At 38.7% G+C, this 20486-nt stretch carries 24 protein-coding genes; 15 read left to right on the top strand and 9 right to left on the bottom strand.

The window, feature by feature from the left end; genetic code table 11:
- Positions 1 to 90 precede the first annotated feature (90 nt).
- The 6 genes from C9J47_RS04465 (at position 91) to C9J47_RS04440 (ending at position 6894) form a co-directional block, all read left to right on the top strand.
- Positions 91 to 2001 (top strand): bifunctional metallophosphatase/5'-nucleotidase, encoded by a 1911-nt coding sequence (locus C9J47_RS04465; RefSeq protein ID WP_107252419.1) that lies wholly within the window; start codon positions 91 to 93, stop codon positions 1999 to 2001.
- 164 nt (positions 2002 to 2165) lie between these two features.
- Positions 2166 to 3122 carry a LysR family transcriptional regulator gene (locus tag C9J47_RS04460; RefSeq protein ID WP_107252418.1) on the top strand — a complete coding sequence of 319 codons (957 nt, stop codon included), beginning with the start codon at positions 2166 to 2168 and terminating at the stop codon, positions 3120 to 3122.
- A gap of 166 nt (positions 3123 to 3288) precedes the next feature.
- Positions 3289 to 3834, top strand: a complete 546-nt coding sequence (locus C9J47_RS04455; RefSeq protein ID WP_107252417.1) for a porin family protein — start codon at positions 3289 to 3291, stop codon at positions 3832 to 3834.
- Positions 3835 to 3900: 66 nt separating this feature from the next.
- Complete coding sequence (locus C9J47_RS04450) at positions 3901 to 4422, top strand: hypothetical protein (protein ID WP_107252416.1); 522 nt, start codon at positions 3901 to 3903, stop codon at positions 4420 to 4422.
- 356 nt (positions 4423 to 4778) lie between these two features.
- Complete coding sequence (gltS, locus tag C9J47_RS04445) at positions 4779 to 6008, top strand: sodium/glutamate symporter (protein ID WP_425440589.1); 1230 nt, start codon at positions 4779 to 4781, stop codon at positions 6006 to 6008.
- A gap of 268 nt (positions 6009 to 6276) precedes the next feature.
- Positions 6277 to 6894 carry a DJ-1/PfpI family protein gene (locus C9J47_RS04440; RefSeq protein ID WP_107252415.1) on the top strand — a complete coding sequence of 206 codons (618 nt, stop codon included), beginning with the start codon at positions 6277 to 6279 and terminating at the stop codon, positions 6892 to 6894.
- A gap of 26 nt (positions 6895 to 6920) precedes the next feature.
- Here C9J47_RS04440 and C9J47_RS04435 read toward each other — a convergent pair whose 3' ends face one another.
- Entirely contained in the window at positions 6921 to 7259 is a 339-nt protein-coding gene (locus C9J47_RS04435; RefSeq protein WP_011221300.1) for a DUF1840 domain-containing protein, read from the bottom strand.
- Positions 7260 to 7315: 56 nt separating this feature from the next.
- Entirely contained in the window at positions 7316 to 7897 is a 582-nt protein-coding gene (locus C9J47_RS04430; RefSeq protein WP_041395199.1) for a rhomboid family intramembrane serine protease, read from the bottom strand.
- Positions 7898 to 8171: 274 nt separating this feature from the next.
- On the opposite strand from C9J47_RS04430, the gene C9J47_RS04425 reads away from it, so the two are divergent.
- Positions 8172 to 8576, top strand: coding sequence for a DoxX family protein (locus C9J47_RS04425; RefSeq protein WP_281258897.1), 405 nt, complete (start codon positions 8172 to 8174; stop codon positions 8574 to 8576).
- A gap of 118 nt (positions 8577 to 8694) precedes the next feature.
- Here the strand turns inward: C9J47_RS04425 and C9J47_RS04420 are convergent, their stop codons facing one another.
- Positions 8695 to 9129 carry a MarR family winged helix-turn-helix transcriptional regulator gene (locus C9J47_RS04420; RefSeq protein WP_107252414.1) on the bottom strand — a complete coding sequence of 145 codons (435 nt, stop codon included), beginning with the start codon at positions 9127 to 9129 and terminating at the stop codon, positions 8695 to 8697.
- Between the two features lie 103 nt (positions 9130 to 9232).
- Here C9J47_RS04420 and C9J47_RS04415 point away from each other — a divergent pair, with 103 nt between their 5' ends.
- Positions 9233 to 9547 (top strand): DUF3861 domain-containing protein, encoded by a 315-nt coding sequence (locus C9J47_RS04415; RefSeq protein ID WP_011221304.1) that lies wholly within the window; start codon positions 9233 to 9235, stop codon positions 9545 to 9547.
- A 109-nt stretch (positions 9548 to 9656) separates the two neighbouring features.
- Positions 9657 to 10856 (top strand): multidrug effflux MFS transporter, encoded by a 1200-nt coding sequence (locus tag C9J47_RS04410; protein WP_456107139.1) that lies wholly within the window; start codon positions 9657 to 9659, stop codon positions 10854 to 10856.
- Positions 10857 to 10955: 99 nt separating this feature from the next.
- Here C9J47_RS04410 and C9J47_RS04405 read toward each other — a convergent pair whose 3' ends face one another.
- Positions 10956 to 11432 carry a peptide-methionine (S)-S-oxide reductase gene (locus tag C9J47_RS04405; RefSeq protein ID WP_041395854.1) on the bottom strand — a complete coding sequence of 159 codons (477 nt, stop codon included), beginning with the start codon at positions 11430 to 11432 and terminating at the stop codon, positions 10956 to 10958.
- A 437-nt stretch (positions 11433 to 11869) separates the two neighbouring features.
- Here C9J47_RS04405 and C9J47_RS04400 point away from each other — a divergent pair, with 437 nt between their 5' ends.
- From C9J47_RS04400 to C9J47_RS04390, 3 genes are all read left to right on the top strand, one after another.
- Entirely contained in the window at positions 11870 to 12265 is a 396-nt protein-coding gene (locus tag C9J47_RS04400) for a DUF2513 domain-containing protein (RefSeq protein WP_170107423.1), read from the top strand.
- 12 nt (positions 12266 to 12277) lie between these two features.
- On the top strand, positions 12278 to 12859 hold the full coding sequence (locus C9J47_RS04395; RefSeq protein WP_107252412.1) for a hypothetical protein: 582 nt from the start codon (positions 12278 to 12280) through the stop codon (positions 12857 to 12859).
- A gap of 144 nt (positions 12860 to 13003) precedes the next feature.
- The gene (locus C9J47_RS04390; protein ID WP_107252411.1) at positions 13004 to 13423 is read left to right on the top strand and encodes a hypothetical protein; all 420 of its coding nucleotides are present in this window, start codon (positions 13004 to 13006) and stop codon (positions 13421 to 13423) included.
- A 95-nt stretch (positions 13424 to 13518) separates the two neighbouring features.
- On the opposite strand, the gene C9J47_RS04385 is transcribed toward C9J47_RS04390, so the two are convergent.
- Together C9J47_RS04385 and C9J47_RS04380 are read right to left on the bottom strand one after the other, a co-directional pair.
- Positions 13519 to 13692 carry a DUF3653 domain-containing protein gene (locus C9J47_RS04385; protein ID WP_245903280.1) on the bottom strand — a complete coding sequence of 58 codons (174 nt, stop codon included), beginning with the start codon at positions 13690 to 13692 and terminating at the stop codon, positions 13519 to 13521.
- 142 nt (positions 13693 to 13834) lie between these two features.
- Entirely contained in the window at positions 13835 to 14641 is an 807-nt protein-coding gene (locus C9J47_RS04380; protein ID WP_107252410.1) for a crotonase/enoyl-CoA hydratase family protein, read from the bottom strand.
- A gap of 261 nt (positions 14642 to 14902) precedes the next feature.
- On the opposite strand from C9J47_RS04380, the gene C9J47_RS04375 reads away from it, so the two are divergent.
- Positions 14903 to 16330 (top strand): hypothetical protein, encoded by a 1428-nt coding sequence (locus C9J47_RS04375; RefSeq protein WP_245903278.1) that lies wholly within the window; start codon positions 14903 to 14905, stop codon positions 16328 to 16330.
- 6 nt (positions 16331 to 16336) lie between these two features.
- On the opposite strand, the gene C9J47_RS04370 is transcribed toward C9J47_RS04375, so the two are convergent.
- Complete coding sequence (locus C9J47_RS04370; protein ID WP_011221313.1) at positions 16337 to 16822, bottom strand: hypothetical protein; 486 nt, start codon at positions 16820 to 16822, stop codon at positions 16337 to 16339.
- A 704-nt stretch (positions 16823 to 17526) separates the two neighbouring features.
- Entirely contained in the window at positions 17527 to 17886 is a 360-nt protein-coding gene (locus C9J47_RS04360) for an ArsR/SmtB family transcription factor (protein WP_107252408.1), read from the bottom strand.
- An 86-nt stretch (positions 17887 to 17972) separates the two neighbouring features.
- On the opposite strand from C9J47_RS04360, the gene C9J47_RS04355 reads away from it, so the two are divergent.
- The gene (locus tag C9J47_RS04355; protein WP_245903275.1) at positions 17973 to 18572 is read left to right on the top strand and encodes a DUF4136 domain-containing protein; all 600 of its coding nucleotides are present in this window, start codon (positions 17973 to 17975) and stop codon (positions 18570 to 18572) included.
- A gap of 434 nt (positions 18573 to 19006) precedes the next feature.
- Complete coding sequence (locus C9J47_RS26975) at positions 19007 to 19180, top strand: hypothetical protein (protein ID WP_157134411.1); 174 nt, start codon at positions 19007 to 19009, stop codon at positions 19178 to 19180.
- 219 nt (positions 19181 to 19399) lie between these two features.
- On the opposite strand, the gene aroG is transcribed toward C9J47_RS26975, so the two are convergent.
- Positions 19400 to 20452: a 3-deoxy-7-phosphoheptulonate synthase AroG gene (gene aroG / locus C9J47_RS04345; protein ID WP_107252406.1), complete on the bottom strand. Its 1053-nt coding sequence runs from the start codon at positions 20450 to 20452 to the stop codon at positions 19400 to 19402.
- Between the last annotated feature and the right edge of the window lie 34 nt (positions 20453 to 20486).

Below are 20486 nucleotides of genomic sequence, written 5' to 3'. Positions count from 1 at the left end.
TCATAAATTTTGTGACAAACTTCTCGCACTCACCCTTGTTTAACGCCTACTATGCCCTCGCATCCCCATAAATAATAATGAGAGTTCACAATGAAAAAGCATTTATTAGCCTCTGCTATTCTCTTTTCCCTAATAAGCAGCCCTGTATTTTCTGCAGATGGCGACATTACCGACGTTACAATTTTAGGCACATCCGATATTCACGGGCATTTTATGCCATGGGATTATGCCAGTGATAAAGCAAACATGAAGGGTAGCCTGAGCCAAATCGCATCTAAGGTAAAAGACATTCGTAAAGACAATGACAACATCATTCTTGTTGACGCAGGTGATACGATTCAGGGTAACTTTGTCGAAACATTTAAAGATGAGCCCGTTGACCCTATGATGCTGGGGTTCAATGAAATGAAGTACGATGTATGGGTACCAGGTAACCATGAATTCGACTTTGGCTTAAACGTTCTCAACCGTTCACTTACTCAATTTGAAGGCCAACCTTTGGGCGGTAATATTAAGCGAGCCGACGGCAATCCTTTTTTACCGGCACACACAGTTATTGAGCGTGATGGTATAAAAATCGGTGTTATTGGTATGGATACACCAATGACACAAGTATTTGCTGAAGGCACAAACCGCCTTGAAGGGATGACATTCACCAACCCATCTTTGGAAGTGAAAAAAGTTATTCAACAAATCAAGAACGATGTCGACGCAATAATTCTTGTTGCTCACATGGGTATTGATAATGAAAATAACATCAAAGACACAGGCGTGCGTGATATTGCAGAAGCAAACCCAGAGATTGATGCAATTGTTGCGGGTCACATGCATACGCTGGTTGATAAAGCGGTAATTAACGGCGTTATTGTGACAGAACCAGATAAGTATGGTCGTGCCCTATCTCGTATTGACCTTCAATTTGAAGAACGAGACGGTGAATTCACTCTAATCAATAAAGACAGCTATACCTACAAAATCAAAGGCACTCTTTCTGATGAAAAGATGGAAGAACTGTATGCACCCTATCACAAACGTTTACGTGAAAATGCAAATCGCGTGGTGGCAGAGCTAACAGGTGTTGATCTTGTTCCTGAGAATGAAATTAAAGGTATTCCGCAAGTACATATTCAAGACACCGGTATTAGCACACTTTATCAAGAAGCAAGTATGTACTACGCACCTAAAGCGAATGTTATTGCTCTTCAAATAGATAACGATAAAGCTGAGCTCGATGTAGGTCAGATTAAAGCAAAAGATATTGCCTTTAACTACCAATACGCAGGTGGCGAAATTACGGTATACGCCATGACAGGTAAAGAATTAAAAACCTACATGGAATGGTCTGCTGGCTATTTTAACAGTGTTAAAGAAGGTGATGTAACATACAGCTTTAACCCTGAACGCCGTTCGTCTAAATACTCAACCAATGATTTCTTTGCGGGTGTAACGTATACCATCGACTTAACAAAACCAGCAGGCAAGCGCATTACTGATCTGCAGTTTGCTGATGGCCAAAAAGTCACTGACGCCACAAAAATCACTCTGGGTATGAATAGCTACCGTATGGGACACCTAACCAAAGCTGGCGGCGTTCTTGAAGGCCAAAGCTTCCCTGTTATCTTTGATACTGAAGAAGAGTATGGCGAAGATGAAGGTACAATCCGTAACCTTACAGTTCGCTATCTAACAGAAGTCAAAAAAGGGACTTACGAAGGAAAGCCGATGAACCGCTGGCACCTAAGCGGTCTTGAAGGCTATCAAGCAGAAAGAGCGGTAATCAAAACCCTAATCAACTCAGGAAAGATTTCAGTACCTACTAGCAGCGATGGTCGCTACACAAACGTTGCCTCTATCAATGTTAAAGACAAAATCTTTAACAATAAAGAAGCGTTTAATGCGTACATCACAGCGCAAGAACAAAAACTGAATGTGGCGGCTGATGACATTGAAAAAGCGCAGATTCAACGTGATATTATTATTGCCAAGGCACTAAATAAATAATATTTCACTGCATTAAATGTAAAGCCTCCAGCAATGCACTTTGCTTGGGGGCTTTTTTTTCTTTACCGCTCAACCCACAGATTTTGCAACTCCGTAATACTCCCAAACAAAACTTGCCAATTAGATCGTGTATGATGACAACATCTCGTTCAGGAAGTAAGTGCATGAAAGATCTTTTCTATAGCCTCGATTTAAACTTATTACGCACCTTCTTAGTACTTTCGCAAGAACTGAATATGCGTAAGGCCTCAGAGCGTCTCTATGTCTCGCAGCCAGCGATTAGCCAAGCCTTACAACGACTTCGAAACCATTTTGGTGATGAGCTATTTCTAAAGTCGATCAATGGATTAAAAGCCACACCCTATGCAGAAGATCTAGCCGAGCGAATTACACCCTATTTAGATGGGTTGGCTCACGCACTCAATACCCAGGACACCTTTAATCCCTTAGAGCTAAACCGTACCATCAAAATTGCGTTACCCGCACAGGTATTATGTACGTTGTCTGGCACTTTGGTTCAGCACCTGAAAAAAGAAGCCCCCAATGCTGATCTACATCTACTCAATTGGACAAGTACTACCCTCGAAGATATTGCAAAAGGCACTATTCATCTTGGGGTTAATTATGATTACCCATCGGCACCAAAAGAAGTTAGTTCCAAAGAACTCATCAAGCTCGATGGCGCTGTTATTGTGCGTAAAGACCACCCAATCACACTTTTAGAAGCCACACCAATAGACTTTTCTGGGTATGAAATAGCCTCGATGCTCATTCCAGGCTGGAATGATCGTGTAAGTTACACTGCCGCAATTTTAGCGAAAAAGGGAATTCCACATAAAGTCGGTTTTCGCTCAGAATTTCCTATGGCGCTGATTGACGTCGTCCAACATACTGATATGTATTTCCCTAGTTCAACCAACTTCCCTATTCATCAACACCCAAACCTACGCATGATATCTGTCAAGGTCGATGGCGAAATTATCCAACAGACACTCTATAGCTATACACATCAACGGAACCGAAAAAGTGATCTGAACAATTGGCTACACACACTTATATTTGATCTATTAACCGAACAAAAAACGTTACATGCAGAAATACGATTCCCTCACATCATTTAGTTTTCATCGTGCTCATCCTTACAATCTATCACTTATAATATCGATAATAACCCCTGCTTATTATCGATATAACTAGACTCTATTAGCAGTAATTAAGCGCTCTCAGTACACTCTTCGCATCAAATAAAACACTGTATTTAAACCATTGATTAAAGAGAGTATCCGTATGAATAAATTATTACCTATCGCATCAGCGCTGCTTATTTCATCATTCGCTTCAAGTGCAATTGCCGATGATAATTACCAAGGTCACCGCGTAGGTATCGGCTATTCATGGACTCAACTTTCATCAATCAGCAATAGCGACTATCGCTTGTCAACCGATTATGGTGACGGAATCAAAGTCGAATATGGCTATGATTTCAACCGTATTGTTGGTCTAAATGTTTCTTATGCCCAGAATAATGAAGACTGGTATTTCGGCAAGCTTGATGGCTCAAATTTCCAAATCGATTCTGATATTGGTTATGCGTTTTTACTCAATGGTTTCGACATTAAACCTTATGGTGCAATCGGTCTTTCTCGCATAAATGAAAAATTCACATATAACTCAGGCGCTAGCGATAAATCTTCAGAGACTTCCCTCGCGTTAGGAACTGGTGTTCGTATGGGCTTTGACTTTGGTTTATACGCAGATTTACGCGCTAACATCGTACTTACTGAACATGTTGATACTGAACAATATTCCTTCACTGTCGGTTACCGCTTCTAGGTAGCAGCATAACGACACAATTAACACCTAGCCTTTCGACTGAAACGAATAATTGTTGAGAAAAAAATGAAGTCACCTGCACTGTTACTGCCCATCACATTATTAATAATGACAGGCACTGTTCAAGCGAAAACTATTCATATTTCACCAGATATACGGCTCGGTGAACTTGATGGCTATGGTTTACAGCTGGGCGTTAAAGACACCATGTGGCTAGATGCCGTGTTCATCAGCGTAGGAAAGCTCGAAGGGGAAACTGCAGGTATTTACGCCAATTCATATCGCAAAGAAAAGGTTTACACCTATCGAATCGGGGGGCAATATGCCTTTGATCGTGCAGATGTGCATAAGGTTCAGATAGAACTTGGTATGTCTAAATATTCAGGGCGTTATTACAACTACAATAACTTATCGAAAGAACATTATAAATCTGACGGCATAAGTTATTCGACCAGTTATATCTATCAAGCAACTGACACCTTTGGATTACGCGCCGGCGTAGAAATCAACCACTTTGGTCCGTTTTCAACGCCACGTATTCTTGATAGTACCCTGAATGCAACCTTAGGCTTTACTATCAGTATTTAACAATACTTTATCAACATAAACAAAGCAGAGTAAGGCATTATTGCTCTGCTTTTACTATTTTATTTCACCTTCGCTTATCGTGCTAACAGCAGAACCTCATCTCCCTCTTTATACCAAAAATGACAATGGCTGCACATCAATTATGTTGTTTATGGCTAACTCTACTGCTATCACTCACACTTTTAAAACCTCGTAATTTCTCAAGCTATGCAACAGTCCTAATTTGTCTAGACTTGCTTCTATAAAATAGAAAGATAAGGTTCATGAATTGATTTAATTAAGCCTGAATACAGTTTGTTGCGCTAACCTTACCCAAATCGCTCATATTTTAATATTTAAAAGCTTAAGGGGGACACATGGAAATAGTGTTTAATAACGGAGTACTTTACTTCAATTCTTTTTTTGCCGTCACTATCGGTATTTTGGTGCTATTTGTCGGGCGGCGATTAAACGCAGCTTTTAAACCACTGCAAGAATTTAGTATTCCAGAACCCGTTACTGGTGGTATTCTTTTCTCTCTGCTTATTGCCCTTGTGTATGTAACAACATCTATAGAGATAGAATTTAACCTTGCCGCTCGTGATGTTTTACTGGTGTACTTTTTCACCACGATTGGCATCAACGCCAGCCTTAAAGATCTACTAAAAGGTGGAAAGCCTCTTCTTGTCTTGCTGGCTATTACTATTGGCTACATGGTTTTACAAAACTTAACCGGTATAAGCGTTGCCAAGCTATTTGGTTTAGATTCTGCTGTCGGTTTACTTGGCGGTAGTGTTTCGTTAATTGGTGGGCATGGAACGGCAATCGCTTGGGCACCAAGAATCGGAGAAGAGTTTGGTATATCAAATGCGATGGAAATTGGCATTGCAAGTGCGACCTTTGGGCTGATCTTAGCAAGCTTAATGGGTGGCCCTATTGCTAAATTCTTAATTACCCGTTATCAACTCAAACCCAATAAAGACGAACAGCTTGATATAGGTATTTCAAATACAGAAGGCAATGAGCAAATTACAGGCTTCGATTTTCTTGATGCTATCTTTGCAATCCACATCTGTGCCATTGTTGGATTCATACTCAATGAAGCTATTTCTGAATTAGGCCTTCAATTACCATTATTTGTAACTTGCCTATTTGCTGGTATCGTTATTACTAACCTTATTCCTAAATCTTTACCTCGTATTTCAGGCACAAAATGGCCATCACGAAAGCCTGCTATTGCCCTAATTGCTGATATTTCATTGGGTACATTCTTAGCAATGTCTTTAATGAGTATGCAGTTATGGACATTGGTTGATCTCGCAGGCCCCATATTTGCCATATTAAGTGCGCAATTCATTGTTGCAGTGCTAGTGAATCTCTTTATTGTTTTCCCTGCAATGGGTAAAACCTACGATGCAGCAGTAGTCTGTTCAGGTTTCGGTGGTATCTCGCTAGGTTCAACACCAACAGCCATGGCGAATATGTCTGCGGTATCTCAACGTTATGGTAATTCACATCAAGCTTTTATTATTGTGCCTTTGGTGTGTGCGTTCTTTATCGACTTAGCTAACGCATTAATCATTCCGTACTTTCTTGCTAATTTTTAAAGCTTAAAAAGCAAATAGCTTAAGTACATAAAGTGGGCTCAGCGTATTCAATTCGGTTTTGACATTGAAATGGGTACGTTGAGTAAGCATATACCGTTACTCTACGCAGTATTGCTCTCTATTCTTAATTACATTACCTCTTTTTAGTTTTAATTAACTATGCTTAGGAAGAGTAAACCGCGTTATGTCTTTATTAATTAAGAACATTCGATTATCAATAACATGAGCTATGCGAGTGAACAATCGACGTGCAGACCTGAGGATGACTATGCCATTAAAACTGACTGTAACTACCCTATTATTTGAACAGTTTGAGTTACTGGATGTATTTGGACCTTTAGAGATGTTTGGCTTGTTACCTGACAAATATCAGCTCAAGCTAGTCTCTGAGCAAGGAGGAGCTATAAGCAGTTCACAAGGTATAAAAGTACTGACTGATTACTCTTTTCAAGATATTTTTTTAACGGATATACTTATTATTCCCGGTGGAGAAGGCATAAAAAATGAAGTCAATAACTCGAATTTATTGGCATGGCTAAATAAAACAGCACCTAACATACAGTATATCTGCTCAGTGTGTACTGGCGCCGTAATACTTGCAAACGCAGGATTATTAGAAGACTGCAAAGCAACCACAAATAAGAAACACTACCACTGGGTTACCCGCTACGGAAAAGATATTGACTGGCAGCCCGTTGCGCGTTGGGTGCAAGATGGTACTGTCTTTACATCATCAGGCACAGCAGCAGGCATCGATATGAGCTTGGCATTAATCGCCGAACAGTACAGCGAAGAAGTCGCGAGAAAAGTAGCCATTCACGCAGAATATTTATGGCAAAATGACCCGAATGATGACCCTTTTGCGCCTCTTCATATTGTACGTTAAACATTTATAACGTATTGAATAATGTTTTACTGCCACATAACATGACACTGCCCTTTCACTGCTGCTTTCAAGAAATCAATTAAAGGCATTGCGCGCATAGAAATACTTATCTCTGGCTCATAATCGGCATCATCCAGCTCATCTTCGTTTTTTTCTTCTAGAGTTCCGGCTTTTTTGGCTTCGATTTGCTGTTGCTTGATTGCTTGAATTGCCTGTTCTAAATTATCTAAAGCTGTTGGTACATCTTTGGCGTCAATTGCACCAGGAACGTTGTCACAATACCCCATCATCTTGATTAGTTGAGTCGCAATATCACCAAACATTGTGACATTCCCGCTCGCTTTACAGCTAAAAGTGATCAACATAATTATTCCCCCTGCCGCATATAATACAAACACGTATTTAATACAATTACGTATTTTTAAGATAACGTTGCTATGTCTTTTTCTCTCGCTTTATCTCGCTTGGCTAACCAGTAGCCAGCAATAGCCCCAGCAAAGCCACCAAATAAATGGCTTTCAAAACTCATCCATCGATGAATCGGAAATACCCCCCATACCATGGACCCATAGAAAAACATTACAATAACAGCAATCGCGATAGACTTAAGGCTTCGGTACATGAACGCATAAACCAATAAATATGCCCATAAGCCATAGATAATGCCGCTTAAACCAATATGGTAACTGGCTCGTCCAAAAAACCAGACGCCAATACTACTGATCGCCCAACTTACAATAAACACCACGATTAAGCGCGACACACCCGATCGAGATACTAGTAAGCCTAATACAGAAAAAGAAAATAGATTACCTATTAAATGAGACCAAGAGCCATGTATGAACGGATAAGCGACTAAGCCAGTAAGGTGCGTAATGTGCCGAGGCAATAAACCGTAACTGTTCAGGCTACCATTCAAGAATACATTTATGATATGTACGCAAATACAGAACAAACCAATGAAGCCAATGACTTTCAATGCATCTTTATCTTGTTGGTTCAATAGAATTCTCCCCATTTAAAAAACAACAACATACCCAAACGGCATTGCTAAGTATAGCTAGCTTACGCTCATTACTCGCTACTGTACCTGAACAAACGATTAATAGGTAAGTTCAATTATTATAAATACTTATACTAAATGTTAACCCACTCTAAGTAACAAAATATTAGTTTCATCTAATTTCTTGAACAACTTGTCCTAATCTTTAACGTGTTCAAGATCCGAGCTCTTCTTTATCATTCACTCACTCTCGATAAACAGTTTGGACTCCCTAATGGAAAAGATGATTAATACCTTACAGCCGTACATATTACTTATTTCTCGTTTTCTGCTTGCTGCCATTTTTATCAATGCTGGTTGGGGCAAAATTGGTGGGTATGCAGGCACCCAAGCATATATGGACTCAATGGGTGTACCGGGCGCAATGTTGCCACTGGTGATCTTACTTGAATTAGGCGGGGGCTTAGCAATCTTATTTGGCTTATTAACACGCTTTAGTGCCCTATCAATTGCAGTATTTTCTGTTATTTCAGCCTTTCTTTTTCATTACGACCCATCAAACAGCGGTCAAATGATTAACTTTATGAAGAACATTTCAATCGCAGGTGGCTTCTTAGCACTTGTTGCTATTGGCCCTGGAAAACTCAGCATCGATGCTAAGTTGAATAAGCACTGGTAATAGATAACATGCATTCACGCTTTCAGTAAGAATAAAAAAGGCCACTGTTGTGGTCTCTTTTAATTCATATTAACAGTACCACTTGTTATGCCAGCGCTACACTTAGCCACATATTTTATCAAGTTCGGCGCGAGCGAAGGTTTTTAGCCATTATATCTGCAATTCGTTGAAATTCAGTAATTTCTTCAGGACTGAGATCTTCCATCATTATTTGACGTGTTTCGGTATCAACCTTTGAAATTGTCTTGATAATATCCATGCCTGTATCTGTGATAGACAAGTAATGACTGCGTTTGTCGTTTGGATTTGGCGTTTTAGTAATCAAGCCGTTCTCAATCAACGTACTCACTAAACGTGTTACCTGAGCCTTATCCCGATCTAAAAAGCTTGCGATATCAATTGCAGTACAAGGCTTTTTCTTATCAATTATCTTCATCACTCGAACATGCATTGGGGCCATACCCAAATCGAGTTGTTCTATTTGATCATGCAGCTGACGCTTTAGTACATGGACTAAGTTAAACAAGCTTTCTAATGATTTGTAGTCAGACATTGATATTCTCTTTATGCGAAAGTGATTGACAATATCAACCATTATAATTTATAGTTGACATTATCAACTTAATTCAACGATATTTCAAGTCAGGAGAGCAACAATGCCCCCTAAAACTAGAAAAGAAAATTGTTATCGTATCACCATTGAAGACGTTAACTCGGAACAAGATACTGGAAAAACACTACAGTTTGAATTTCAAGACAGAGAAGATTTGTTCAAGATTGTAGAAAATTTAAAGCAAGGCAGTGGCTTAGAAGAGTCTCTCGCAACCAAAGTAGGTGTTGCATTGCGTCTGTTGGGTCCTGTAATGATGGCAAATCGCAAACATGCACTGTTTGTCGATTTTATGCCTCATTTTAAGGCATTTATGCATAATTTAAAAAGCACAGTGAAAAATGCAGTAAAAGATAAATAGTTTCATGTCGCTAATATACATTCATATTGTGAGGTTAAAAAAGTAGTTAGCCTGTTAAATACACGCCCCTGACTCGAACCATCATCAGCAAACCATTGAGAGTATCCATTTGAAAAAACCACAATCAGTATTGGGTAAAACCGGTATGTTATTTTTCTTAGTCATCATCAGTGCCTTTCCACCGCTTACTATAGATCTGTATTTGCCTGCACTTCCACAAATGGTCAACGTATTCAACACCGATCAGGCAATGGTGAACTTAACGCTCAGCAGCTATTTCGTCACTTACGCCGTAGGCCTCCTATTTTGGGGACCATTAAGTGAAAAGTTTGGTAGAAAACCTATCTTATTAGCTGGCATTGGCGGCTATATGCTAGCCAGTATCTTTTGCGCATTAGCAGGAAATATCGAACAACTCATTGGCGCCCGAATACTTCAAGCATTTGCTGGAAGTGCCATCACGGTAGTCGCAACCGCTATTGTCAAAGATCTCTATGATGGTCGAGAGCGCCAAAAAATCATGGCAACAATTATGTCATTGGTCATCATTGCCCCTATGGTCGCCCCTGTTCTTGGCGCATTTTTGCTTCAGATCGCGTCATGGAGAATGATGTTCGTAACGCTTGCAATTTTTGGTGCCTTCGCCTCAGTATTGGCATTCTGCTATGAAGAAACGCTCGAAACAAAATACGACGGCTCAATACTGCATTCTTGGGGAAGACTCGGGGTAGTTTTAAAAAATCCAAGATTTGTCGCATTACTGATGATTTTTTCCATTACACCAATGGCGTTGATGGCATTTCTTGCAGCAGGTTCATACATCTATATTAATGGGTTTGGGCTCACCGAACAGCAGTTTAGCTATGCCTTTGCTTTTAATGCGTTGTGTGCCTCATTTGGCCCAACGATTTACATGAAGCTATCTCGCTACATTCCGGTTCAAAAAATCATAACGCTTTGTTTCTTGCTACTCGCCATAGCAGGTATGTTGACCATTACAATTGGCCACATGTCGCCTTGGGTTTTTGCGTGCATTGCAGCACCCGCGACCTTAATGGTTATCACGATGCGTGTACCGGGTACTAACTTAATGCTTGACCAACAAGATAATGACACGGGTTCTGCCGTGGCATTGATTCAATTTTGCAGTATGATCTGTGGTTCGTTAGGGATGGTATTGGTGTCCGTTCGCCCCGAATCTTTGATCGAAAATCTCGGTGCAATTCAACTTTTTGTTGGTATCACTGGTGGGTTCTTATGGTTACTGGCAAAAAATCGCTCGTTTGTCACCGAAAAATTGGTTAACTAATCGCACGAAACCTTGAAACCTTGAAACCTTGAAACCTTGAAACCTTGAAATAATATTAAACCGACGCCTTGTATGTCGGTTTTTTTATACCTAATGCATTTACTCATCTTTGTATTTGTACAAGATATTTTTCGGAATATGACAGTAATCATTAGGATGCAAAGTTAGCCTATCTTGATGCTCATCATCACTTTTTACATAGTTAGATAACGGCAGAACCTCAATAGCAACCTTGTCAGCATCTTCTCTCGCTTGAAGATAGCAAGTCACTAGAACCAGATGTTTTGGGTTCTTGCTGTAAATACCGGTTCGATACTTTTCTCCTACATCTTCCCCTTGCTTATTAACGCTATAAGGATCAATAATCTCAAAGAAATAATCCATTAGCTGCTCAACAGAAACGGCAGTTGGATCAAATTGAGTACAAACGCACTCGGCATAGCCATCATACTCACCAGAGGTATTGTAGGTAGAACCATTCGCGCGTCCAGCCTCTGTCGAAACAACACCTGGCAGCGTCTTCATAAATTCCTGAACGCCCCAAAGACACCCCCCCGCAAAATACAACTCTTCCATTTTATCAACCTCTTCAAACATTTTTGTTGGCAATTTCAGATTAGGAAATACTATGACTAATACATTGCACACATGCAAATGTATAGGCATGAAGCGCCGTTAAACTGGACTATGCAAAGCTGGCTTACCCGACAAGTAATCGAGCAAGTCGTTTTTAGCGCCTTCAAAAGAATAATAATGCATTGAATATGCTAAATAAAAAGTATCACTAATCTCACTTTCATTCACTTTTCTCCCTCAAGCTAGACCCTAGAAATTTACATCAACAATATATGCTAAAGCTGTCACAAACTTTCAGACACATTTTGTATTATTTACCATACATAACAAGCTAAAATAGCAGGCAGTAAGCGTTAAGGGGCTTAGCGTGGTGTTTTACCCTGCTTAGTCGGCTATTTTACGTACTTATATTTATGATGTTTGTGTTAGAGGTATTAATGCGTATTGATTATGGCTACTTAAAAGAATTTTTAGACGTTTTCTTAGACAGTGAGAAAGCAACTGTAACATGGAATGATTTTAAACATCTTCGTGAAAATGAGGAAAACTTTATCTTCCACTTTGAAATTTTAATAGATAAGCAGTTTATAGCAACATCACTATCAAACCACAGTTATGGTGTTCGTGGGTTATCAGATAATTATTTGGTTGATTTAAAGCCTTGGCGCCTTACTAGTGATGGACATGACTTTTCATGCGCTTTAAATGACCCAGGGCTTATATTAAAGATAAATAATCGCATTAAGAAAGAAGGTATTTCTGCTGTTATTGATATATCGAAAAAAGTACTGACGAAGCGTGCTGAAAAGATTTTTGACGAAATAGACCTATAACAAGATTAACAAGTGAATGCTTTAAATATCATTGGCGTTGTTTATAAAGAAGTAGAGAAAACAATGAAGAAAAAACTAATTTCTAGCTTATTTACTGTAATGCTACTAGCTGGCTGTGCAGGCATAAACGATTCATTAACACCATCTTTATCCGTGACCAAGGACTCATTTGATGGTTCAACTTTACTGACTCAATCACCGGTGAGTGCAGCTTCAAGTCTTTCTGAAGGTTGGAATACTTTAGGTTTTGATTGGAATGAAAAATATCCAGACGTCGTATTCTTAGAGGTCGGTGTTAACGGCATCACTAATGTAATGGGTGTTGCTTTTAATGTGGATGGTGAAGTCATAGAAAACATAAAGGCTGCAAGCACATTAACAAAGTATGGCGATTGGTCAACAAGACGTTTAATTATGCCTATAAGTGACTTTATTAAAGTAGCTGAAGGGAAAGATGTAAAAATGAAAGTTTATCAAATTGACACATATACAGTATCTTCATTTGGCCCAGCCAACGATGGTGCAGTTGTAAATACAAAGTTCCCTCCATTTATTTCAATGCTTAAGCAACAAGGTGTCAGCATTGAAAATTAGATGCCGTAGATACACCCCCGTCTAGTAATAAGGGGAAAGGTTTGGTATGTACCCTACTACTTAGAGTTAAGTGATTACGCTATTACGGTGAGATATGCGAGCTATGTTCGTTGAGTATAATGTTATAACACTAAAAGGTCTCATATGAATGAGTTAAATGAACTTGTATCTTTTTATTTTGATAAAGCTAGAGAAATTAAATCTGCCACTGAGAGGTTAACTTCAACTGAGCGAACATTTAAAGATATTTTTACTAAACAACAAGTTAAACAAACTCAAGAAAAGATAACTACCTATTACAAGTGGTTGAATGAAGCTGATGATAAATATTTAAAACATTTAGTTATTAAACGAGTAACCTATTCTCCTGCCGCTGGGCCTACAGAAATGGAAAGACAAGCAGCTGAAATCACTGTTGTATCAAAGGCGAGGGAAATGTTCATTCAAAGTCTCTCATCTTTTGAGAAAGATATCACGGAAGTAGAAAGCACTCTAAATTTTCGTTTAACCACAACGTTAGCTGTCTTGGCGATAATAATTTCAGCGCTAGGTGGCGTGTTATAAAACAATCAAGGTGATGCGTTACATTCGGCAGTTTTGGTATGAGGTTCACTAACAGACTTCACTTTAAGGGCTGTTAGCGTACTCAGTATTAATTATTAGCTCTTTAATGTTTTTCTAAGCGACCTTGCTGTTTTAATGATTAGAGATAGATTCTGGCTATCCTGCACCGCACCTATCTCTAAAATGGCTGTACCAGTTAATACTTTGTTCGAAGATATACTTAATCCATTAGGTGAAATTAAGTTTTCCTTGGCAATTCTCCACCCCACCCAACTTTCGCTTATTCCGCCCCCCTCTGCCTGTGTACATTCTCAAACAAAGCAGCCTGAATACCCGACAAGTTATCGGGTAAGGCGCCTTTAACACCTTTTTATTTAATTCAGACTACATCGAACAAAAATAAGAGACTCATTACCAAAAAGATTGGCGGTCTTTATATTCAATGTCAGTTGAAGTACGCTGACGCTTTACAGCAATAGAAAAGTTCTTACCTAGCAATAAACGGATTTGGCTAAACGTTTCTTTTGCTAATAAGCTACGCTCGCTGCTTACCCAGCACCGGTTTGTAGTGTGCTTAATGGCGGCAATCGCATCGGGGGAAGCTTTCGTAATTTTATCGCATAAAGCTTGCGCTGCTTGCATCGGTTGTTCACTAACCTCTGTGACTACACCAAATTCTAGTGCTTTTTCTGCAGTGATAATATCACCGGTTAAGGTTAGCTTTAATGCAACATCTTTCGACACCACCTCGCGTAGCGCCAATAAGCCGCCCATATCAGGTACTAATCCCCATCGTACCTCCATTATCGACAATTCAGTACTAGGGGCGACTATGCGAATATCTGCCCCCATAACAATTTGAAGCCCACCACCGTAGCAACGGCCTTCAATAACGGCAATTACAGGTACGGGGATCATCCGCCAGTTGCGAGATACGCGTTGTGCTAAATTCGCATTGCCGGGTAAAAGCTTAGCTAATAAGTTCAATACCTTCGATTTATCAGAAACAATACTCTTGATATCAATTCCACTGCTAAATGTTCCGCCATTTCCAGTCAAAATAACGGCTCGAATATCTTTTCGTTTACGCAGCTGTTTACTTATCGTATCTAATTCATCGAACATTTCTTTATCGATCGCATTCAACTTTTCAGGTCGATTTAAAGCGACAGTAACAACTCCTTTGTGCTCTGTTACGTCCAACTTATTCCACGTCATGACGGTAATCCTTATCTGGTCAGTCCAGTAAAACTTAACACAGATTCAACAAAACAGCTCAATTTGATAAGTATTTTTCTACAAAAACACTTACAGAGTTGTTTTTGTATAGTGTGAAATTTAGCGTAATCGTTCAAATTTTATATAAATAGACACCAATTTTGCTATATAGCGCCACACAAGCAGAGAAACCAGTTGCATAGAGGTCGATTGTTAGTACACTCATCGGTAAGTTTTAAAGTTGAAACAAAAGAAATAGTCATGAAATTCACATATAAATTTGCCCTACTATCTACCATCTATATGCTGGTTTCTTGTAACTCAGAAAGTCATCTTGATTTATCATCTTTTGATATAGACAGCCCTGTAAAAAAAACAGACGCAATTAACGGCTTTATTATTACAAATAGTCACAACCCCTTGGATGTGCCAGAAAAATTTCTTAAAATCCAATCATTGTCTGCTAAGTTGATCAATCAGCACTGGTTAGAAAATCCTAACTTCATTCTTCAAATAACTGATTTAAAAATGCTTCTCAAATCAACTAACATCGTTGAAGCAAACACTTATATAACCACTTTAGAAATAGCACAAAAACGTTATCTGAAAAATATGGTCGCCGTTCGATCGCAAGCACGTTTTATGCAGCAAGATCTCGACAACACTTTAAATGATTATGACCAGGCTATCCAGGTTCTGACTCGTGAGCTTACGCTACTTGAAACACCCGAAAAAACGTATCAAGACAACATTAAACATTTAATTAATGATATAAAGCAGGCAACAAAAAAATACAGCCAATTAAGCAATAAATACAATAAATCACTCACGACGATAATTAATAACGATATTACATCATCTTCCGATTTATATGATTTGAGATTCAGCTTTGTAGAAGGCCCTCATACTTTGTGTAGCCGTTATAAAGGTATGGATGAACTACTGAACAAAGTATTAGAAAATTGTGTTTATATCAACAAAGAGCAAATACTCTCTGGGTTTAATGAAGAAGATCGTATCAAGGTATCAAGTCATATTGATAACTTTGCTCCTCGACTTTGGAATCAACTGATATCTTTAAACGGCTTCTTTGATACAAATAATAACGTCCAGTATTTTGAAAATAGTTTACGCCAACAGCTTTCAACAGCACGAAAAGATCTGCGAGATAAACAAAACATTCAACATATTGATATTGCAAAGCTTGTTGAGAATTATCAAACGCAAATCTCTTTGCTAGAAAATCAGCGTCAAAATATTCTTGATAACCCATTGCTGACACATGATAGAAAAATCGATATAAATCAAAGCAGTTTTGTTCAAAGCTTCCAAAGATTACAAACGAATGTGAAGAACCCAATTAAACCGTTTGCACAAAAGTTCCATGATCCTAATTTATCAAACGCCTTTATTCGGGCTTATGCTAAAAAAACAATTCAATGTTATCCTTCTGAGTTAATATTTACTGTTTCTCATACTGGCGCTTTTAGCCTACCTTTTAGCTATAGAACTCAAGAGCTTGTGTTTGATTTTCATCACAATCAACAGTATCTCGCTTTTCAAGGTATACTCACAACATCGTTCCCAGTGGTGATTAAAGCAGGCGATTCAAACGTAATATTGCGCCGTGGTAAATCGCTAACAGAAAAGCTAAATGGAAGGTTACGTGAACAGTGGAGTAAAGTTTAGCGGCTCCTAACGTTCATACCCCAACATTTCTGATGCCGCAATCCACTCCGATGCAATCGATGAAGATATCGGTTCGAGGGTATGAATAATAGTCGTGTTGTAACCACCGGTACAGGTTGTTTGGTTCTGCTCTATTGTTGCGCTGAATAGAGCTCGCTGGCTCTGCTTGTCACTACACCAACTCCCCCTCATATCACCACCTTTGAGTTCGCATACTTCATTGATGAGTAATTGATAATCATCAACAGAGCCTTTCTCTTCGTCTAAACACCAGAAGCGCTCATAGGCAATATAACCATCACGTGGATGATAAACTTTACCCGGTATTGCCGCGGTAAAATCTAAGATACCACCACGGGTCGCTTTTACATATTCTTCTGAAATGGTTGATATATCAACATTTCGTTTTGCTATAGGTTTTGAATACAAGTCGCTAATACACGCAGTTGTCATTATGCTCGACAGCACTATCAATAAATGCGAACCGTTCATAATACCTCTCTTCACTGTATCGATAACAACAACACTATCAAATCATTATGTTGGTTTTAAAACCAAACATAATGCATCCAATAATTAATTGTTATAAGCATAGATTCAAAGCACGATGTTAGCTAAATATAGAGGAAATAGGTTTAGATAAAATTTACCAATATGCAGAGATATTCTAAATATATTTTTGATTTTAATGATATTTAGTTGTTAATAATAAAAAACAGTCACGAAATCACTATAGGGTAATATCTAAATATCCTTACATAAACAGGAGTGTTTGTCCTTTATTTTATTTAGACTAAGCTAATTAGTGCTGACGATAACAATTATAATTTTAAAATCTTAAAAATAAGACATTCAAATTTACGCTCAATAGCTTTAATAAGATCAAGTTCACTGCATTACTATTAATGAGCAAAGATGGTAAATAAAACACTGATTGCTGATACTAAAGATGTTTTTGAGGCATTTCTCGATAACGGTTTACACAGGGAGTATGCCATCTACTGTCAATTCCCGCACTATAGTCAAAAGCTTTACGATTTTGAGCTGAACGAAGCTAAATACATTGAATTTAACGATGGGTATCGATGTGGAAACCAATAGCCCAACGCTTCATACTCAAGATTCTCGTTTCAGCGAGAATCCTGCATCTTGAGGTGGCTTAGGTATATAGCTATAAGATATGTGAGTTAGATAATTTATAGGTAGCTGAGTAATGCACCAAATTCATCAAGTTTTACTCTATTTAGAGTGAAACATGTTCTAGGTGGTTTAGGTTCAGCAATAACGAAACCAGCTTCCCGTAAAATGCGTAAATGTTCTGAAACCGTCGACTGAGCTAAGCCAAGTTCACCAACCAGATCACTATTAAGACAACCTTGCTGGCGAGCTAATATACGCAAAATTCTAACTCGTGCCGGGTGAGATATCGCTTTAGCAGCCGTTGCAATCGCTTGTTCTTTTGCTTCATCAATGACGATGTCATTCAAAACAGTGATACAGCCTGCATCTTCACAGTTCAACTCTTCTTGCTTTGATGCCTGCTTTTCTTTATTCATCAGAGTACTTCATCTACAAATCGTCGATTAACGATAATATGTATTAACTTAATATGAGTCAATGATTAAAAGGAATCAGACTGACCATGAACTTCAACGTTAAAATCAAAAAGCATGGCTATACTGTAATCAGACACCTTAAGGATCATTCTATGCCGCGCTTTATTAAGATGTTCATAGGTATGCCATTTTTTAGCTTACTCCTTGTAGGATGTAGCTCTGATGTCTCAACCGATTTTAAAGAAAATGTAAATTACAGCCAATTTCATACTTACGAATTTGCAGAAAATGCGAATAAAACAGCAACAAGCCTAGATGCAGCTCGAGTTAAAGATGCTTTAAATTACCAATTAACAAATAAAGGGCTAAAACTGGGCACAGATAAAAAAACAGATCTAACGGTTAAATATTATATACAAGCAGAATCAGAGTTACAGTCTTACGGGACGAGTGTTGGTTTTGGTTACGGCGCTAGCAACGTCGGTGTAGGCTTCAGATCACCAACACGATATAAAGAAACTAGATATGGCAAATTGATTGTAGAATTAATCCAAAACACATCAAATCAGGTTATATGGCGTTCAACTTCTCAACGTAAATTGACGGATGAAATGACACCACAGTCACGAATAACCTTTATTGATGAGCAGATTAGTGAAATGTTTAAAACTTACCCACCACAGTAACCTTCGATTTAAGTTGTTCCACTGTTAACAATTTAACCATGCTATTAATAAGACTACCCGCTTACTCTACATATTCATCACTCATCATATGTGTGACACCAATCCCAATAGCAACTGGTCGGATGTGCGTTAATATGCTCATGGCTTTATATGCAAAAGGAGTATTGCAACATGATGTTTAATCGGTTTTGTCCTTCTTGTAAAACAAACGTTAATCTAAAACAGGTGCATAGAACATTTGTAGAAAGATACATGACAAGAAAGCTTTGGGTAAAGTATGAATGCTGTAATTGTGGCGCAGAGGTATTTGCACATTGCACTAAAGCGCAAGACTTAGAACTGATTACTAAAAGTAAACAAGTTCCTACTGAATAAAATGAATGTATTTCTTACTAGAATAAGCAGCTATTTGAATTTTTAAAAGTAGAGTATTAATGATGGAACAAAAACTTTCCCCCACTGCACAACAAATGTTTATCACTGATATTTTAGAAGAATGTGATCGTCGTTTAAAGACTACTGGTTTTGAATTAAATGACCTTTCACCTGAAGGGAAAAGGTTGCTTTTCAGTTCTTCGTACAAACAATTACTCAATGAACACAGTTAAAACAAGGGATTCATTATGCCGTTAGCTCATTGAAAAATCAGGGCTTATACTATGTAGTTCGTTCTTTTCTTAGCTCTCATTGCCTTATTTGGATATTACACTTTGTTACTGTAAATAAAATAACGACAACTTTTCAATCGGAACTAAACAATTTGAATACTAACCATATAAAAAAGCCCAGTAAATTAACTGGGCTATCTAGTATCTCAAAGAGTCAGTCTATGCTTGACGACGCTTAGCAACATCACGTGCTAATTGACGAAGTACTGTTTCTGTATCTGCCCAACCAATACATGCATCGGTAATACTTTGACCATACGTTGGCTCTGTGCCTTCTACGATATCTTGACGACCTTCAACAAGGTGGCTTTCAACCATAACACCAAAAATATCTTTGTTACCGCCAGCAACTTGCTGACCGACATCTTCAGAAACAATAATCTGACGTTCAAACTTCTTCGAACTATTAGCATGACTAAAATCAATCATTACTTTCTTACGCTGACCAGCATTACCCAGCTGTGATGTCACCGCGTTAACGTGTTCTGAGCTGTAATTAGGCTCTTTACCGCCACGAAGAATGATATGACAGTCTTCATTACCCAAAGTAGAAACAATGGCTGAATGACCATACTTAGTTACTGATAAAAAGTGGTGAGGTGCACTTGCCGATCCAATCGCATCGGTCGCGATCTTAATATTGCCATCTGTACCGTTTTTAAACCCAACAGGGCAAGATAGTCCTGAAGATAGCTCACGGTGAACTTGCGATTCTGTCGTACGAGCACCAATTGCGCCCCAGCTGATCAAATCACCCATGTATTGTGGGGTAATCATATCAAGGAACTCACCCGCTGTTGGTAAGCCCATATCGGTCAAATCAAGTAGCAACTTACGGCCAATACGTAAACCATCATTTAACTGAAAGCTATTGTCCATATACGGGTCGTTAATTAACCCTTTCCAACCTACTGTGGTGCGTGGTTTTTCAAAGTAAACACGCATTACGATTTCAAGGTCACCTTTTAATTCTTCACGTAATACTTTCAGCTTTTTACCGTATTCGATAGCAGCTTCAGTGTCATGAATTGAACAAGGCCCAACAACAACCAACAAACGATCATCTTCATCGTTCAGAATGTTGTGAATCGATTTACGTGACTGATATACAGTTTCAGCCGCCAGTTCAGTGGCTGGAAATCTTTCCAATACAGCAACTGGTGGTAAAAGTTCTTTGATCTCGCTAATGCGTACGTCATCTGTTTTTTGCATTGTTTCTCATCTTCCCGCGTTACAACACTATGAT

It is taken from the genome of Photobacterium indicum (genome assembly GCF_003026215.1).
In the GTDB taxonomy this organism is placed as follows: domain Bacteria; phylum Pseudomonadota; class Gammaproteobacteria; order Enterobacterales; family Vibrionaceae; genus Photobacterium; species Photobacterium indicum.
The sequence above is the reverse complement of the archived record's forward strand: the minus strand, read 5'-3'. Positions and strand labels throughout refer to the sequence as shown.